The organism is Salinicola sp. JS01 (assembly GCF_030284585.1).
GTDB lineage: Bacteria > Pseudomonadota > Gammaproteobacteria > Pseudomonadales > Halomonadaceae > Salinicola.
Map to the genome: position 1 here is coordinate 2,058,719 of NZ_CP127244.1, position 14,952 is coordinate 2,073,670.

At 66.2% G+C, this 14,952-nt stretch carries 12 protein-coding genes; 6 read left to right on the forward strand and 6 right to left on the reverse strand.

The genetic code is table 11. The annotated features are described in order from the left end of the window. Positions 1-46: 46 nt before the first annotated feature. On the reverse strand, positions 47-688 hold the full coding sequence (locus tag QO259_RS09340; RefSeq protein ID WP_285952593.1) for a MiaE family protein: 642 nt from the start codon (positions 686-688) through the stop codon (positions 47-49). Positions 689-992: 304 nt separating this feature from the next. Here QO259_RS09340 and acnB point away from each other — a divergent pair, with 304 nt between their 5' ends. Next, positions 993-3,596, forward strand: a complete 2,604-nt coding sequence (gene acnB / locus QO259_RS09345) for a bifunctional aconitate hydratase 2/2-methylisocitrate dehydratase (protein ID WP_285952594.1) — start codon at positions 993-995, stop codon at positions 3,594-3,596. Between the two features lie 112 nt (positions 3,597-3,708). Here acnB and QO259_RS09350 read toward each other — a convergent pair whose 3' ends face one another. Continuing rightward, positions 3,709-4,116 carry a hypothetical protein gene (locus QO259_RS09350; RefSeq protein ID WP_285952595.1) on the reverse strand — a complete coding sequence of 136 codons (408 nt, stop codon included), beginning with the start codon at positions 4,114-4,116 and terminating at the stop codon, positions 3,709-3,711. Between the two features lie 120 nt (positions 4,117-4,236). On the opposite strand from QO259_RS09350, the gene QO259_RS09355 reads away from it, so the two are divergent. After that, the gene (locus QO259_RS09355; protein ID WP_285952596.1) at positions 4,237-4,827 is read left to right on the forward strand and encodes an outer membrane beta-barrel protein; all 591 of its coding nucleotides are present in this window, start codon (positions 4,237-4,239) and stop codon (positions 4,825-4,827) included. Between the two features lie 180 nt (positions 4,828-5,007). Continuing rightward, positions 5,008-6,822: a glycerophosphodiester phosphodiesterase gene (locus QO259_RS09360; protein WP_285952597.1), complete on the forward strand. Its 1,815-nt coding sequence runs from the start codon at positions 5,008-5,010 to the stop codon at positions 6,820-6,822. A gap of 120 nt (positions 6,823-6,942) precedes the next feature. Here the strand turns inward: QO259_RS09360 and ppsA are convergent, their stop codons facing one another. Continuing rightward, positions 6,943-9,315: a phosphoenolpyruvate synthase gene (gene ppsA, locus QO259_RS09365; protein ID WP_285952598.1), complete on the reverse strand. Its 2,373-nt coding sequence runs from the start codon at positions 9,313-9,315 to the stop codon at positions 6,943-6,945. Positions 9,316-9,567: 252 nt separating this feature from the next. Here ppsA and ppsR point away from each other — a divergent pair, with 252 nt between their 5' ends. Beyond that, the gene (ppsR, locus tag QO259_RS09370; protein WP_106420082.1) at positions 9,568-10,401 is read left to right on the forward strand and encodes a posphoenolpyruvate synthetase regulatory kinase/phosphorylase PpsR; all 834 of its coding nucleotides are present in this window, start codon (positions 9,568-9,570) and stop codon (positions 10,399-10,401) included. 97 nt (positions 10,402-10,498) lie between these two features. Here the strand turns inward: ppsR and QO259_RS09375 are convergent, their stop codons facing one another. The 3 genes from QO259_RS09375 to QO259_RS09385 form a co-directional block, all read right to left on the reverse strand. Continuing rightward, entirely contained in the window at positions 10,499-11,071 is a 573-nt protein-coding gene (locus tag QO259_RS09375; RefSeq protein ID WP_233076436.1) for a hypoxanthine-guanine phosphoribosyltransferase, read from the reverse strand. A gap of 68 nt (positions 11,072-11,139) precedes the next feature. Next, positions 11,140-12,156 carry a beta-N-acetylhexosaminidase gene (nagZ, locus tag QO259_RS09380; RefSeq protein ID WP_285952599.1) on the reverse strand — a complete coding sequence of 339 codons (1,017 nt, stop codon included), beginning with the start codon at positions 12,154-12,156 and terminating at the stop codon, positions 11,140-11,142. 76 nt (positions 12,157-12,232) lie between these two features. After that, a complete protein-coding gene (locus tag QO259_RS09385; RefSeq protein WP_285952600.1) occupies positions 12,233-12,889 on the reverse strand; it encodes a TetR/AcrR family transcriptional regulator in 657 nt (218 codons plus the stop codon). 318 nt (positions 12,890-13,207) lie between these two features. Here QO259_RS09385 and lexA point away from each other — a divergent pair, with 318 nt between their 5' ends. Together lexA and dinB are read left to right on the forward strand one after the other, a co-directional pair. Beyond that, positions 13,208-13,855 (forward strand): transcriptional repressor LexA, encoded by a 648-nt coding sequence (gene lexA / locus QO259_RS09390; protein ID WP_285952601.1) that lies wholly within the window; start codon positions 13,208-13,210, stop codon positions 13,853-13,855. A 12-nt stretch (positions 13,856-13,867) separates the two neighbouring features. Continuing rightward, positions 13,868-14,929 carry a DNA polymerase IV gene (gene dinB / locus QO259_RS09395; protein WP_285952602.1) on the forward strand — a complete coding sequence of 354 codons (1,062 nt, stop codon included), beginning with the start codon at positions 13,868-13,870 and terminating at the stop codon, positions 14,927-14,929. The last annotated feature ends 23 nt before the right edge of the window (positions 14,930-14,952 follow it).

Below are 14,952 nucleotides of genomic sequence, written 5' to 3' on the forward strand. Positions count from 1 at the left end.
TCTCCTCGAATACGCCCAGAAGCGCCTACAGCGGCGTCAGCCGCCGTCATACCGCGGCCGGCACCCCACTGTGGAAGCGAAAGTGAGTGTCCGTCTCCTCGATCAGGGCCCGCTCGTGGGCGGCGAAGAAGGCGATCCGCTCGTCGACCGCGGCGGCACCGGCATAGCGCTGGGCGAGACCGATATAGTCTTCGAAATGGCGCCCTTCCGAGCGCACCAGCGAGCGGTAGAACTTGGCCAGCTGCGCATCGAGCCGCGGGATCAGCCGCGCGAAGCGCTCGCACGAACGCGCCTCGATGAAGGCACCGACGATCAGGATGTCGATCAGGCGCTGCGGCTCGTCACGCGCCACATGGCGTCGCAACCCTTCCGCGTAGCGCGACGCCTGCAAATGGCTGTAGTCGACCCCGCGCTCCTGCATGATCTCCACCACCTGTTCAAAGTGCAGAAGCTCCTCCCGCGCCAGCTGCGACATCTTGGCCAGCAGTTCCGGGCGGTCGACATAGCGGAACATCAGGCTCATGGCGGTGGAGGCCGCCTTCTTCTCGCACTGGGCGTGGTCGATCAGCAGCAGCGCCGGATTGGCGAGCGCCGCCTCGATCCAGCTCTCGGGGGTCGCGCAGGGCAGGAACTCGAGCAACTCCCGTGGCAGCGTGGCGTCGGTCTCGGTAGCGGTATAAGCGGTCATGGCGATGTCGTCCGTGGTCGATCTCGGGCGGCCTCATGTTAGGGAAAGCCCGTGCAAATGTCTCCACGCGCACCTCAGGCGACGCGGCGAGCCCCGTAAGGAGGCCCCACGACACCCATCGAACGCCTTCATGATGGGGCCTGCACGCCTCGCCTTAACATTGTCGACAGTTTCACGTAGACTGCGCAGCACCCACCGCAGCCGGTCGTCTGCCGCCGCTTCACCCCGCCGTTCACGGCGGAGTCATCGCGCGCCGGCGCCGCCGCTCTCGCTGCGGGCTCTGACATTAGATGAGGGTTCAACCGTGCTCGAAGCTTACCGCCAACACGTCGAGGAGCGCGCCCAGGAAGGCGTGCCGCCGAAACCGTTGACCGCCGAAATGACCGCCCAGCTGGTCGAACTGCTCAAGCAGCCGCCCGCTGGTGAAGAGGCCTTTCTCCTCGAACTGATCACCGATCGCGTGCCGCCCGGTGTCGACGAAGCCGCCTACGTCAAGGCCGGTTTCCTCACTGCCATCGCCAAGGGCGAGGCGACCTCGCCGCTGATCGACAAGATCCACGCGGTCAAGCTGCTGGGCACCATGCAGGGCGGCTACAACATCGCCACCCTGGTCGAGCTGCTCGACGACAGCGAGCTGGCTCAGGAGGTCGGCGAACAGCTCAAGCACACCCTGCTGATGTTCGACGCCTTCCACGATGTCGCCGAGCGGGCCAAGAACGGCAACGCCGTGGCCCAGGGCGTACTCGAGTCGTGGGCCGAGGCCGAGTGGTTCCTGGCCAAGCCGGCGCTGGCCGACAAGATCAGCATCGCGGTGTTCAAGGTGCCCGGTGAGACCAACACCGACGACCTGTCGCCGGCGCCGGATGCCTGGTCGCGCCCCGACATCCCGCTGCACGCCAACGCCATGCTCAAGAACCCGCGCGACGGCATCGAGCCGGAAGTGCCGGGCAGCAAGGGCCCGCTGGCGCAGATCGAGGCAGTCAAGGCCAAGGGCTTTCCGGTCGCCTACGTGGGCGATGTGGTAGGCACGGGCTCCTCGCGTAAATCAGCGACCAACTCGGTGCTGTGGTTCTTCGGTGACGACATCCCCCACGTCCCCAACAAGCGCGCCGGCGGCTTCTGCTTCGGCGGCAAGATCGCACCGATCTTCTTCAACACTATGGAAGATGCTGGCGCCCTGCCGATCGAGATGGATGTCGACAAGCTCGAGATGGGCGACGTCATCGATGTCTACCCCTACGAGGGCAAGGTGACCCGTCACGACAGTGACGAGGTGATCTCCACCTTCGCGCTCAAGACCCAGGTGATTCTCGACGAAGTGCGCGCCGGTGGCCGTATTCCGCTGATCATCGGTCGTGGCCTCACCGAGAAGGCCCGCGACGAGCTCGGCCTGCCCGCCTCCGACGTGTTCCGCAAGCCGGAGCAGCCAGCCGATACCGGCAAGGGCTTCACCCTGGCACAGAAGATGGTCGGCAAGGCGTGCAACCTCGAGGGCGTGCGCCCGGGCATGTACTGCGAGCCGAAGATGACCACGGTCGGCTCCCAGGATACCACTGGCCCGATGACCCGCGACGAGCTCAAGGACCTGGCGTGCCTCGGCTTCCAGGCCGACCTGGTGATGCAGTCCTTCTGCCACACCGCCGCCTATCCCAAGCCGGTCGACGTCGAGACCCACCACACGCTGCCGGACTTCATCCAGAACCGCGGCGGCGTCTCGCTGCGTCCGGGTGATGGCATCATCCACTCCTGGCTCAACCGCATGCTGCTGCCCGACACCGTGGGCACCGGTGGCGACTCGCACACCCGCTTCCCGCTGGGCGTCTCCTTCCCGGCGGGCTCCGGTCTGGTCGCCTTCGCCGCCGCCACCGGCGTCATGCCGCTGGATATGCCGGAATCGGTACTGGTGCGCTTCAAGGGCAAGCGCCAGCCGGGAATCACCCTGCGCGATCTGGTCCATGCGATCCCCTACTACGCCATCCAGCAGGGGCACCTGACGGTCGCCAAGTCAGGCAAGAAGAACATCTTCTCCGGGCGCATCCTGGAGATCGAAGGTCTCGAGGATCTCACCGCCGAGCAGGCGTTCGAACTCTCCGACGCCTCCGCCGAGCGCAGCGCCGCGGGCTGCACCATCACCCTCTCCGAGGAGAGCGTGACCGAGTACCTGACCTCCAACGTCACCCTGCTCAAGTGGATGATCAGCGCAGGCTACGGCGACGCCCGCACCCTGGAGCGTCGCATTCAGGGCATGGAAGCGTGGCTGGCCAACCCCAGCCTGATGCGCGCCGACGCCGACGCCGAGTACGCCGCGGTGATCGAGATCGACATGAGCGAACTCGACCAGCCGGTACTCTGCGCCCCCAACGATCCGGACGATGCGCGCCTGCTCTCCGAGGTCGCCGGCGAGAAGATCGACGAGGTCTTCATCGGCTCGTGCATGACCAACATCGGCCACTTCCGTGCCGCCGGCAAGCTGCTCGAGAAGCAGCCCGCGGGCAGCCTGAAGACGCGCCTGTGGCTTGCGCCGCCCACCAAGATGGACCAACATCAGTTGACCGAGGAGGGCTACTACGGCATCTACGGCAAGGCCGGTGCTCGTATGGAGATGCCGGGCTGTTCGCTGTGCATGGGTAACCAGGCACGTGTGGCACCGAAGTCGACCGTGGTATCCACCTCGACCCGTAACTTCCCCAACCGTCTCGGTGACGGCGCCGATGTCTATCTGGCATCGGCAGAGCTCGCGGCCATCGCTGCCGTAGAGGGCCGCCTGCCGACGGTCGAGGAGTACAAAGCGACCATGGGCGAGTTCGATGCGATGGCGGGCGAGATCTACCGCTATCTGAACTTCCATGAGATCGAGGACTTCCAGAAAGCGGCCTCCACCGTCATTCCGGTCGCCCAGGAAGCCTGATACGACTCTTCCGATGCTCGCAGCTTCATGAAGAGGCTACCGAAACGCCCCGCACCGCGCGGGGCGTTTTTTATGCACGAGGGCCGCCGGACCAATGGCGCTAGAGGCTGCGTCAGCGTGCCGCCAGCCCCTTGATGCCGAGGCACCAGTGCGCCGCGAAGACCGCCCCGGCGGGTGCCGCGCGCTCGATCGCATCGCGCTCCGCCGGCGTGGCGTAGACGAGGTAGTCGACCTCGAAGCGGCGGCACAGCGAGAACACCTCGCTGGGGTAGTAGAGCCGCACGTTCTCGACCCGGGTGGCGTGCTGCCAAGGCGCTTCGGTGACCATGGCGATCACCTCGTGGGTCGCGCTGAGGTCACGCAACCAACCGTAGTGGCGCGCGTCGCAGCCGCAAAGCACGACACGTGGTGAACGGCGGCGGCCCATGGGACGGCCAGCAGTCAGGCGTCGCAGCGCGTCGAGGGGGCGAAAGAAGTCGATAACGGCAGCGCCTCGTGGCGGGATAGTGGGTTGGCCCATTGTCGCGCGCCCCCGTGTCGACGCCAAGCCTGGCCAGGCCAGGGTTGCGCCGGGGCGGTTAGCAAATTAGAGTTTTTAGATAAAAGAACAGCGTTCATCAACGGGATGGAGATGGAAAATATGAAGATCAACACCTGGCTGGCACTCCCGCTGGCGCTGTCGCCGCTGCTGCTGGCACCCGCCGCCCAGGCGGCCAACGCCGATGGCCTGTATGTCGGCCTCGGCGGCGGCTACGGCAAGGTCACCAGCAGCGACAGTGATGTCGGCCGCTTCGCCGGTGCCAGTGGCGGCGGCTACCACGTGGATGACGACGACAGCGTCTACAAGGCCTTCGTGGGCTACGAGTACAACCCCTACTTCGCCACCGAGGCGTTCTACGCCGACCTGGGCAAGCCCAATATCATCCGCGGCGGCAACGTGGTCGATTTGAAGACCCGCGCCTATGGCCTCAACCTGATCGGCAAGTATCCGCTGGTCGCCGGCTTCGAGGTGTTCGCCAAGGCCGGTATGGCGAAGTGGGACGTCGACGCCCGGGGCGATCTCGGCGCGGGCTCGAACCTCGACGACAACGACGGCATCGACCCGGTCTACGGCGCCGGCGTTCAGTACCGCTACCAGCATCTGCTGCTGCGCACCGAGTACGAGCGCTACGACTTCGACAGCGACTACAAGGTCGATGCCTACACCGCGTCGGTGGGCTGGCAGTTCTGATATTCGGTCATCGCGCGACCCAGGCCGCCTGCGGGCGGCCTTGGCGTTTGCAGCGGACGAGAATGCCTCTCGAACAGGGGGATCACCTGTGCGACTTGCGCCGATGACACTTTGAAGACAAGACTGACAGGGTCACACGGAAGATGACCCCACACTGACCAGGACGTCGACGACCGCTACATGCTTGCCCCACGCCCGCTGATCAAGGACATCACGCGCCAGATCGCCGTACACTGGCGCGCGCTCATCGCCTTTCATCTCTTCTTCACCCTACTGGCCACAGCAATCTGGGTGCCACTCTCCGCAGGCACCCTGGCCGGGCTGCTGCAGCGTATCGGCCAGCCGGTGCTCAGCAACGGCCAGATCGTCGATGTCGCCCTATCCGCCTGGGGGCTACTGTGGCTACTGGCGGCCTTGGGGCTGAGCTTCCTGGTGATCTTTCTGCAGCAGGCGGGCATGATGCGCGTGGTCTCCAGCCGCGATGGCGGGCGCTATCGGATCGCCATGGGCGCCCTGTGGCATGTGCTGCGGCGCTTTCCGGCGCTGGCCGCGCTGGCCTTTCTCCAGGTCGGCGCGCATCTGCTGCTGGCGGCGCCCTTCGCCCTCGGCGTAGCCCATCTCTATGCCTGGCTGCTGGGAGACACCGAACCCTATGTACTGATTCGCGTACTACCTGCGGCGCTGTGGCAGTTTCTCGCCTTGGCACTGCCGCTGCTGCTGGTCTGGGCGGTGCTCGCCGGCACGCTCTATCTGCGCTGGTTTCTCGCCCTGCCGGCGCTGGTGCTGGAGGGACTGGGGCCGCTCGCGGCGCTGGCCCGCAGCCATCGATTGACCCGCCGGCGACGCTGGCGCATGGCCCTGCTGGTGCTGGGCACGGCGCTGTCGGTGGCGGCGATCCCGATCCTCTTCAGCCTGCTCTTCAACGCCCTCGGCGGGCCGCTGCTGGGGCATCTACCCGAGCGCGCGAGCGTGCTGATTCCGGCCATGCTCGCGTATCTGGCACTCTATATCCTGGCCACCATCGCGCTGACCTTCCTCGGCGTCAGCGCTAACAGCCTGCTGGTCACTACCCTGTTCCAGCGCGCCAGCGGACGCGCGCCGGTGCTCGACAGCGAGCCCGCACCGCGCCGCTCGGGGGTGATCGCCTGGGGTGCGGAGATTCTAGTGCTGGCGTTCGCGCTGCTCCAGGCGGGCTGGATTCTCCAAGGGTTCGAGATCAACGACACGGTCACCATCACCGCCCACCGCGGCGCCTCGCACCAGGCGCCGGAGAACACCCTGGCGGCGCTGGAAGGCGCCATCGACGCCGGGGCCGACTACATGGAGCTGGACGTGCGCCTGAGCGGTGATGGCCAAGTGATCGTCGCCCATGACGACAACCTGCGCCGGCTCACCGGTATCGATCGCCGCTTGAGCGAGATGACCCTGGACGAGATCGCCCAGGTCGACGCCGGGGCCTGGTTCGGCGATGCCTTCGTCGGCGAGCGCATCCCCACCTTTGCCGCGCTGCTGGCGCGCGCCCGCGGGCGGATCGATCTGTACGTCGAACTCAAGCCGGCGCCGCTGAGCGCCGACCGCCTGGCCCGCCAGGTAATCGCCCAGATACGCGCCAGCGGCATGGCCGACCACGTCGTGATCGCGTCGCTCTCGCCGTCAGTGGTGGCGCGGGTCAAGCAGCTGGCGCCGGACATTCGCACCACCCTGTTCATGCAGTTCATCCTGCCCGGGGCGCTGGCGGAGACACCCGCCGACATCATCGGCCTGCGCCATACCCAGGCCAACCCGAGCCTGCTGCGCACACTGCACGGCAGCGGCCGTGGGGTGGCGGTGTGGACGGTGAACAGTCCCGGCGCCATGTCGCGCTATATCGACATGGGCGTCGACAACATCATCACCGACCGTCCCGAAGCGCTCAGTGCCCTGCTCGCCGAGCGCCGCGACATGTCCGACGGCGAGCTGCTGCTGGTCAAGCTGCGCAATTGGCTACGCTCATGACACCCGCTCATGACACCACGACACCCATGCAAACGGAGCACCCGAGAACATAAAAAGCCGGTGCGATCGCTCGCACCGGCTTGGATGACGCTGCCTCGCGCGGCGAGGCCTGGCTGGCAATCAGCCGAGGGTTTCGCCGGCCAGCATGAACCAGGTCTCGAGCACCGCGTCCGGGTTGAGGGAGACGGAGTCGATACCCTGCTCCATCAGCCACTTGGCCAGTTCGGGATGATCCGAGGGGCCCTGGCCGCAGATACCGACGTACTTGCCCTGGGCCTTGCACGCCTGGATCGCCATCGACAGCAGCTTCTTCACTGCCGGGTCACGCTCGTCGAAGAGGTGAGCGATGATACCCGAATCGCGGTCGAGCCCGAGGGTGAGCTGGGTCAGGTCGTTGGAGCCGATCGAGAAGCCGTCGAAGTATTCGAGGAACTCATCCGCCAGCAGCGCATTGGCCGGCAGCTCGCACATCATGATCACTTTGAGATGATTCTCGCCGCGCTTGAGCCCGTTGGCCTCGAGCAGCTCGACCACCCCCTTGGCCTCCGCCGGGGTACGCACGAAAGGCACCATGATCTCGACGTTGTCCATGCCCATCTCGTCGCGCACGCGCTTGAGTGCCTGACACTCCAGCTCGAAACAGGGGCGGAAGTCGTCGGAGAGATAGCGTGAAGCGCCGCGGAAGCCGAGCATCGGGTTCTCTTCGCCCGGCTCGTAGAGCTTGCCGCCGATCAGGTTCTCGTACTCGTTGGACTTGAAGTCCGACAGCCGCACGATCACCCGCTTGGGGTAGAACGACGCCGCCAGGGTCGAGATGCCCTCGACCAGACGGTCGACGTAGAAGCTGACCGGATCGGTGTAGCCGGCGGTACGCAGATCGATGGTCTGCTTGAGGTCGCTGGAGAGCTTGTCGTAATCCATCAGCGCCCGCGGGTGCACCCCGATCATGCGATTGATGATGAACTCCAGCCGCGCCAGCCCCACGCCCGCATTGGGCAGCCCGGCGAAGGCGAAGGCGCGATCGGGGTTGCCCACGTTCATCATGATCTTGAACGGGATATCGGGCATGCTGTCGACGCTGGTGGCGCGGCACTCGAACTCGAGCTTGCCGTTGTAGACATGCCCGGTATCGCCCTCGGCACAGGAGACGGTGACCTCGAGACCGTCTTCGAGCAGCTCGGTGGCGTCGCCGCAGCCCACCACCGCGGGGATGCCCAGCTCGCGGGCGATGATCGCCGCATGGCAGGTGCGTCCGCCACGGTTGGTGACGATCGCCGAGGCGCGCTTCATGATCGGCTCCCAGTCGGGATCGGTCATGTCGGTCACCAGCACATCGCCGTTCTGCACCTTGTGCATCTCCTCCGGCGATGCCACCAGCCGGACCTTACCCTGGCCGATACGCTGACCGATGGCGCGGCCGTCGACCAGCACGCGACCCTTCTCCTTGAGGGTGAAGCGCTCGAGGGTGCCGGCATCCTGATTGGAGACCACGGTCTCGGGCCGCGCCTGGACGATATAGAGCCGGCCATCGTCGCCGTCGCGCGCCCACTCGATGTCCATCGGGCGGCCGTAATGCTGCTCGATGGTCACCGCCTGGCGTGCCAGCGCCATGACGTCGTCATCACTCAGACAGAAGCGCTGGCGGTCGGCATGCGCGACATCCACGGTCTTGACCGAGCGCCCGGCGGCGGCATCCTCGGTGTAGACCATCTTGATCCGCTTGGAACCCAGAGTACGCCGCAGCACCGCCGGCCGGCCGGCGGCCAGGGTCGGCTTGTGCACATAGAATTCGTCGGGGTTGACCGCGCCCTGCACCACGGTTTCGCCCAGCCCCCAGGCGCCGGTCACGAAAACCGCGTCGCGATAGCCGGACTCGGTATCCAGGGTGAACATCACACCGCTGGCGGCGGTCTCGGAGCGCACCATCTTCTGCACCCCGGCGGAGAGCGCCACGTTCTCGTGGGCGTAGCCCCGGTGCACGCGGTAGGAGATGGCACGATCGTTGAACAGCGAGGCGAACACTTCGTGCACCGCGCGCTTGACGTTGTCGAAGCCGTCGATGTTGAGGAAGGTCTCCTGCTGCCCGGCGAAGGAGGCATCGGGCAGATCCTCGGCGGTGGCCGAGGAGCGCACCGCCACCTTGAGCTGCGGGTAGCGCGCCTGCAGAGTCTGGTAGGCATCCGCCAGCGCCGCTTCGAAAGCCGGCGGCAACGGCGTATCGATCACCCAGCCGCGAATCTTTTCGCCCACCTTGGCCAGTGTCTCGGTGTCGTCGACGTCCAGCGTGGCGAGTTCGGCATTGATACGGTCGTTGAGCCCTTCGTGCTTGAGGAATTCGCGGTAGGCATGTGCCGTGGTGGCAAAGCCGCCCGGCACGGTGACGCCGGCATCGGCCAGATTCGAAATCATCTCGCCGAGGGAGGCGTTCTTGCCGCCCACCCGTTCGACATCGCCCATACCCAGCTGATCGAAAGTGATGATGAAGGGTTCCAAGGTCCTCTCCTGCTCGTTTCGGCTGACGTTGCGGCACGTCCTCTGCGCCTCGCTGGAGCCAGAAGCTAACAGTCGCCCCCGGGCGGCGCCAGCAGTTTAAGGGCGTAGGGTTTGGAGTATTTCTACAAGAATCCGGCCTTTTCCACGGTTCTTGTAGTCAGCCGGGGGATTCGCGCCGACGTGGTCACAAGTGGTTGCCTGAACAGGAAATCCGGGTCGACAATGGCCTATCCACGCCGAGGAATGCCCACCATGACACGCACCGCCTTCTTCATTTCGGATGGCACCGGGATCACCGCCGAGACACTGGGACGCAGCCTGCTGTCGCAGTTCGAGAATACCGATTTCCACCTGGTCACCAAGCCGTACATCGACACCCTGGACAAGGCGCGCTCGCTGGTCGGCATGATCGAGCTCACCGCCGAGCGCGACGGCGTGCGCCCGATCGTCATCGACACCATCGTCGACCAGTCGGTGCGCGCGATCGTTGCCGAGGCGCCGGCGTTCATGGTCGATATCTTCTCGACCTTTCTCGCCCCGCTGGAGGAGGAGCTGGCGACCCACTCCACCTATACCGTCGGCCGCGCCCATGCCATGGGACGCGACGATGTCTACATGCACCGTATCGACGCGGTGAACTTCGCCCTCGATAACGACGACGGGGCACGTACCCATCAGTACGAGGAGGCGGACATCATCCTGGTCGGGGTGTCGCGCTGCGGCAAGACGCCCACGTCGCTCTATCTGGCGCTGCAGTTCGGTATCCGCGCCGCCAACTATCCGCTGACCGAGGACGACCTCGACGAGAACGGCATTCTGGCGCTGCCGGCATCGCTGGCCAAGCACCGCCACAAGCTGTTCGGGCTGACCATCGATGTCAGGCGCCTGGCCGCGATCCGTACCGAACGCCGCCCCAACAGCCGCTACTGTTCAATGGACCAGTGCATGCAGGAGATCGAGCAGGCCGAAGCGCTCTACCGACGTCAGAACATCCCGTTCATCGATACCACGCGCTTCTCGATCGAAGAGATCTCCACGCGCATGATGAACGAGACGGGCTTACAGCGGCGCTTCAGCCCGCGCTAGCGGCAACGGCGGGACGCGGAGCAGAGCGCGGGACACAGGCGGGAGAGGCGGCGGGCCGCGATGGAAAGCCTCAGCGGCGGACGCACTGCCTCCAGGCTTACAGGTTCTTGGGCGCGAAGATGCCGGGGGCGTTGCGCCAGTAGCCCTTGTAGTCCATGCCGAAACCGAACACGTAGCGATCGACCACTTCCAGACCGCAGTAGGTCGCCTTGAGATCCGGGGAGGCCTTGCGGTCGTGCTGCTTGTCGACCAGCACCGCGGTGGAGAGGCTCGCCGCGCCCGCCTCACGGCAGTAGTCGAGAATCGCCGCCAGGGTCGCGCCCTCATCGAGAATGTCGTCGACGATCACCACATGGCGCCCGGCCATGGGGATTTCCGGCGAGACCCGCCAGAACAGCTCACCGCCACGGAGCCCGCCGCGATAGCGCGTAGCATGGAGATAGTCGACCTCGAGCGGGAACCCCAGCCGGGTCAACAGGTGCCCGGTGGTGATCAGGCCGCCGTTCATCACGCAGTAGAACACCGGCAGCTTGTCGCCGAGATCGCGGGTGATCGCCGCGGCCATCCGGTCGAGGGCCTGCTCTACCTGGGCCTGGTCGATCAGACAGTCGGCGTTATCCATGACCTCCTGCATCGAGTTCAGCGCGTCGGGGAGCGTAGATTGAGTCATCGTATACCGTATCAATAGCAGTCGGCGGCAACCGGCAGGGCCGGCGCCGCCTGGGGATAGAGGGCGGATCACTCCGCCTCGTTGAGGGCTTCCAAACGGGCGTGGGTACGCCGCCAGCGCGAGATCACCGCCAGCGACTCGAGGCTCGGCCGGGCGCGGGCGTAACGCAGCTTGGCGATCCGCGGCGCCTGGCGTCCGCTGCAGGCATCCACCACCTCCCGCGCCGCCGCGGGGTCGTTGCAGATCACCGCCATATCGCAGCCGGCGGCCCAGGCCGCCTCGGCGCGCGCCGCCGGCGTTCCGGCGGCGTGGGCAGCCGCCATGGTCAGGTCGTCGGAGAAGATCGCGCCCTTGAAGCCGAGCTCTTCGCGCAGCAGCCCCAGCCAGCTGGGCGAGAAGCCCGCGGGGCGCTCGTCGAAGGCGGGAAAGATCACATGCGCCGGCATCACCGCATCGAGCTTGCTCGCCAGCCGCGCGAAAGGCACCAAATCGTGCGCGCGCAGCGCCTCCAGCGAGCGTGGATCACGGGCCACCGAGTGGTGGGAATCCTGCCGCGCCCCGCCATGGCCGGGAAAGTGCTTGCCGATGGCGACCATCCCAGCATCGTGCAGGCCATCGATGAAGGCGCCGGCCAGCGCCGCGACCACCTCCGGGTCGGGCGAGAAGCTGCGCGAACCGATCGCCGGCGACTGGTCGTCGTCGAGGTCGAGCACCGGGGCGAAAGTCAGGTCGAAACCGCACGCGGCCATCTCCATGCCCAGCAGCCAACCGGTATCCAGGGCCAGGGCCAGCGCGGCTTCCGGCGACTCGGCGAACTGCCGCCCCAGGGTCGCCATCGGCGGTAGCCGGGTCACACCCTGCTTGAGCCGCTGCACGCGCCCGCCCTCCTGGTCGATGGCCACCAGCAGGTCCGGCCGGCAGGCGCGAATCTCGCCGATCAGCGTCTGGGTGGTTCCCGCATCCGGGGTGTTGCGCGCAAACAGAATGACGCCCCCGACCTCGGGGCGCGACAGCAGCCGCCGCTCTTCCTCACGCAGTCGAGTGCCCTCGACGTCCAGCATTACCGGACCCAGCGGTTGTGTCATAGCCGTTACCTGAAACCGTGAAGCGCCCGATTCTAGACGACCCGCCAGCGTCATGACAGAGGTCGGCGCCGCCGCATCAGCTCACCGCGGTCTCCGCCGGCTCCAGCGGTGCCAGCATGGCGGCCGCCACCACCGGCTTGAGCCGCCGGATCAGGTCGCGCACGGTGACATGCTCGTGATACTCGGTGTCGGCGATATCGCGCAGCGCATCCAGTCCGGATAGCGTGAATACCACGGTACCGAGCATGAAGTGGAGCCGCCAGAAACGCTCCGCCTCCGGCAATTCCGGCGTGGCCAGCCGCAGGCAGGCGACGAAACGGTGAAAGGTTTCGCCGTAGTGCGCCTGAATGTAGCGCCGCAGATGCCCCTGGGCCTGGGTATAGGCGAGCCCCAGAAGCTTCATGAATATCTTGAGACTGTGACGCTCCGCCGGAACCTCGAGCACGCTCTCGGCAAGGCGCTCGAGCAGCACCTCGAGCGGAATGGTCTGCCCGCCATAGTGGCGCTCGAGCCCGTCTAGCGCGTGATTGAGGCGCTCGGCGAAGGGATCGAGATAACGCGCGAAGACCGCCTGGATCAGCGCCTTTTTGGAACCGAAGTGATAATTGACCGCCGCCAGGTTGACCTTGGCCCGGGTGGTGATGTTGCGCAGCGACGTCTCGGCGAACCCTTTCTCGGCGAACAGCACCTCGGCGGTGTCGAGAATGCGGGTCACAGTGTCGGACTGGGCCATGGACTACCTCTTTACTGTCGATATCGGCGGCTTTTCACTGACATCGAATCTGTCGGCCAACGCCTGTCGAATCAGCTGAAAAACGCCTGTTTGAAACGCTTTCGAATCTAACCACCCCAGACGTCACGGCACAATCGCGGCAAACGTCGAAGGCGCCCTTTCCCCGAGACCTTCCACGAGACCTTCCACCGAGTCTTTTACCAAAGCCCCTTCCCGGCACCCTTTCCTCGCCCGCCCCCTTTCGCTACCCCGCATGACTGGATACAATTCCAGACTGTATACATGACCAAGCCCTGACAGGCCCCGGGGAGACGCCCAATGTCGAGACCGCTCACCGCCCGGCAGCAGAACGTCTACGATTTCATCGTCAAGACGATGACCGAGTTCGGCTATCCGCCCACCCGCGCCGAGATCGCCAAGGCGCTGGGATTCCGCTCTCCCAATGCCGCCGAAGAGCACCTGCGTGCGCTCGATCGCAAGGGTGTGATCCGCATGATTCCGGGGACCTCCCGCGGGATCCGACTGCCCACTGCGGCCGGGACCGCGGAACCCACCGACCCCGCCGAAACCGGCCTGCCGATCGTGGGTAACGTCGCCGCCGGCAGCCCGATCCTGGCCGCCGAGCACATCGACCGCTACTGCCCACTGCCGGCGGACTACTTCGCCCCCAGGGCCGACTACCTGCTGCGTGTGCGTGGGCTGTCGATGAAAGACATCGGCATCCTCGATGGCGACCTGCTCGCCGTGCATCGCACCCAGGAAGTGCGCGACGGCCAGATCGTGGTCGCCCGGCTCGACGACGAGGTCACGGTCAAGCGCTTTCAACGCCGCGGGCGCCGCGTCACCCTTCTAGCAGAGAACGCCGACTTCGCCCCCATCGAAGTCGATCTGGAGCACCAGCAGCTGGATATCGAGGGTCTCGGCGTAGGCATCATCCGCGGCGGCAACGGCCTGGGTCTGCAGTAGCCGTCGGCAGCCATGCGCAAGATCCTCCACGCGGACTGCGACTGCTTCTACGCCGCGGTGGAAATGCGCGACGACCCCGGGCTGCGTGACCTGCCGCTGGCGATCGGCGGCAGTGCCGACAAGCGCGGGGTCATCGCCACCTGCAACTACCCGGCGCGGCGCTACGGCATCCATTCGGCGATGCCCACCGCACGCGCCCTGCGTCTATGCCCCGAGCTCAAGCTGCTCAAGCCTGACTTCGATCGCTACCGCCGCGTCTCGCATGACATTCAAGCGGTATTCCACGAGCTGACTCCGCTGGTGGAGCCGCTCTCCCTCGACGAAGCCTATCTCGACGTCAGCGAGGTCACCCGTTTCCAGGGGAGTGCGACCTGGATGGCGCACTGGCTCAAGCAGGAGGTGCTCGCGCGTACCGGCATCGTGGTCTCGGTGGGCGTGGCACCCAACAAGTTCCTGGCCAAGATCGCCAGCGACTGGGACAAGCCGGACGGCCTGTTCGTGATTCCGCCCGCACAGATGGCGAGCTTCATCGAGGGTCTGGCGGTCGACAAGCTGCATGGGGTCGGCCCTGCCACCGCGGCCAAGCTGGCGGGACTCGGCATCGCCACCTGCGCCGAACTGCGCGCGCGGCCGCTGGAGCAACTGATAGACACCTTCGGCAAGTTCGGCCAGCGCCTGCACGAGCTGGCCCACGGCATCGACGACCGGCCGGTCAACGTCACCCGCGAGCGCAAGTCGGTCAGCGTCGAGACCACCTACGACAGCGACCTGCCGGACCTCGCCCAGTGCCACCAGGCGCTGGCACCGCTGATTGTGCGTCTCGACGAACGCCTGGCCCGCCATGGCCACCCCGATATCGGCAAGCAGTTCGTCAAGGTGCGCTTTCACGACTTCACCAGCACCACTCAGGAGACCGGCGCCCGCGGCGTGATCCATGCGCGCTTCCACGAGCTGCTGGAAAGCGCCTGGCAACGCGGCGGCCGCCCGGTGCGCCTGCTCGGGGTCGGCGTGCGCCTGGCGCCGGAGGCCGAACAGCGCCAGCTCGGCCTGTTCGACGGCGAGCAGCCGGCCTGACGCCGCCGGCGCGACGCCAGCGA

Coding starts and splice junctions, on each gene's coding strand:
- QO259_RS09360 (WP_285952597.1), top strand. CDS start 5,008: ATGCTTGCCCCACGCCCGCTGATCAAGGACATCACGCGCCAGATCGCC.
- dinB (WP_285952602.1), top strand. CDS start 13,868: ATGCGCAAGATCCTCCACGCGGACTGCGACTGCTTCTACGCCGCGGTG.
- ppsR (WP_106420082.1), top strand. CDS start 9,568: ATGACACGCACCGCCTTCTTCATTTCGGATGGCACCGGGATCACCGCC.
- lexA (WP_285952601.1), top strand. CDS start 13,208: ATGTCGAGACCGCTCACCGCCCGGCAGCAGAACGTCTACGATTTCATC.
- QO259_RS09375 (WP_233076436.1), bottom strand. CDS start 11,071: ATGACTCAATCTACGCTCCCCGACGCGCTGAACTCGATGCAGGAGGTC.
- nagZ (WP_285952599.1), bottom strand. CDS start 12,156: ATGACACAACCGCTGGGTCCGGTAATGCTGGACGTCGAGGGCACTCGA.
- QO259_RS09350 (WP_285952595.1), bottom strand. CDS start 4,116: ATGGGCCAACCCACTATCCCGCCACGAGGCGCTGCCGTTATCGACTTC.
- QO259_RS09385 (WP_285952600.1), bottom strand. CDS start 12,889: ATGGCCCAGTCCGACACTGTGACCCGCATTCTCGACACCGCCGAGGTG.
- QO259_RS09340 (WP_285952593.1), bottom strand. CDS start 688: ATGACCGCTTATACCGCTACCGAGACCGACGCCACGCTGCCACGGGAG.
- QO259_RS09355 (WP_285952596.1), top strand. CDS start 4,237: ATGAAGATCAACACCTGGCTGGCACTCCCGCTGGCGCTGTCGCCGCTG.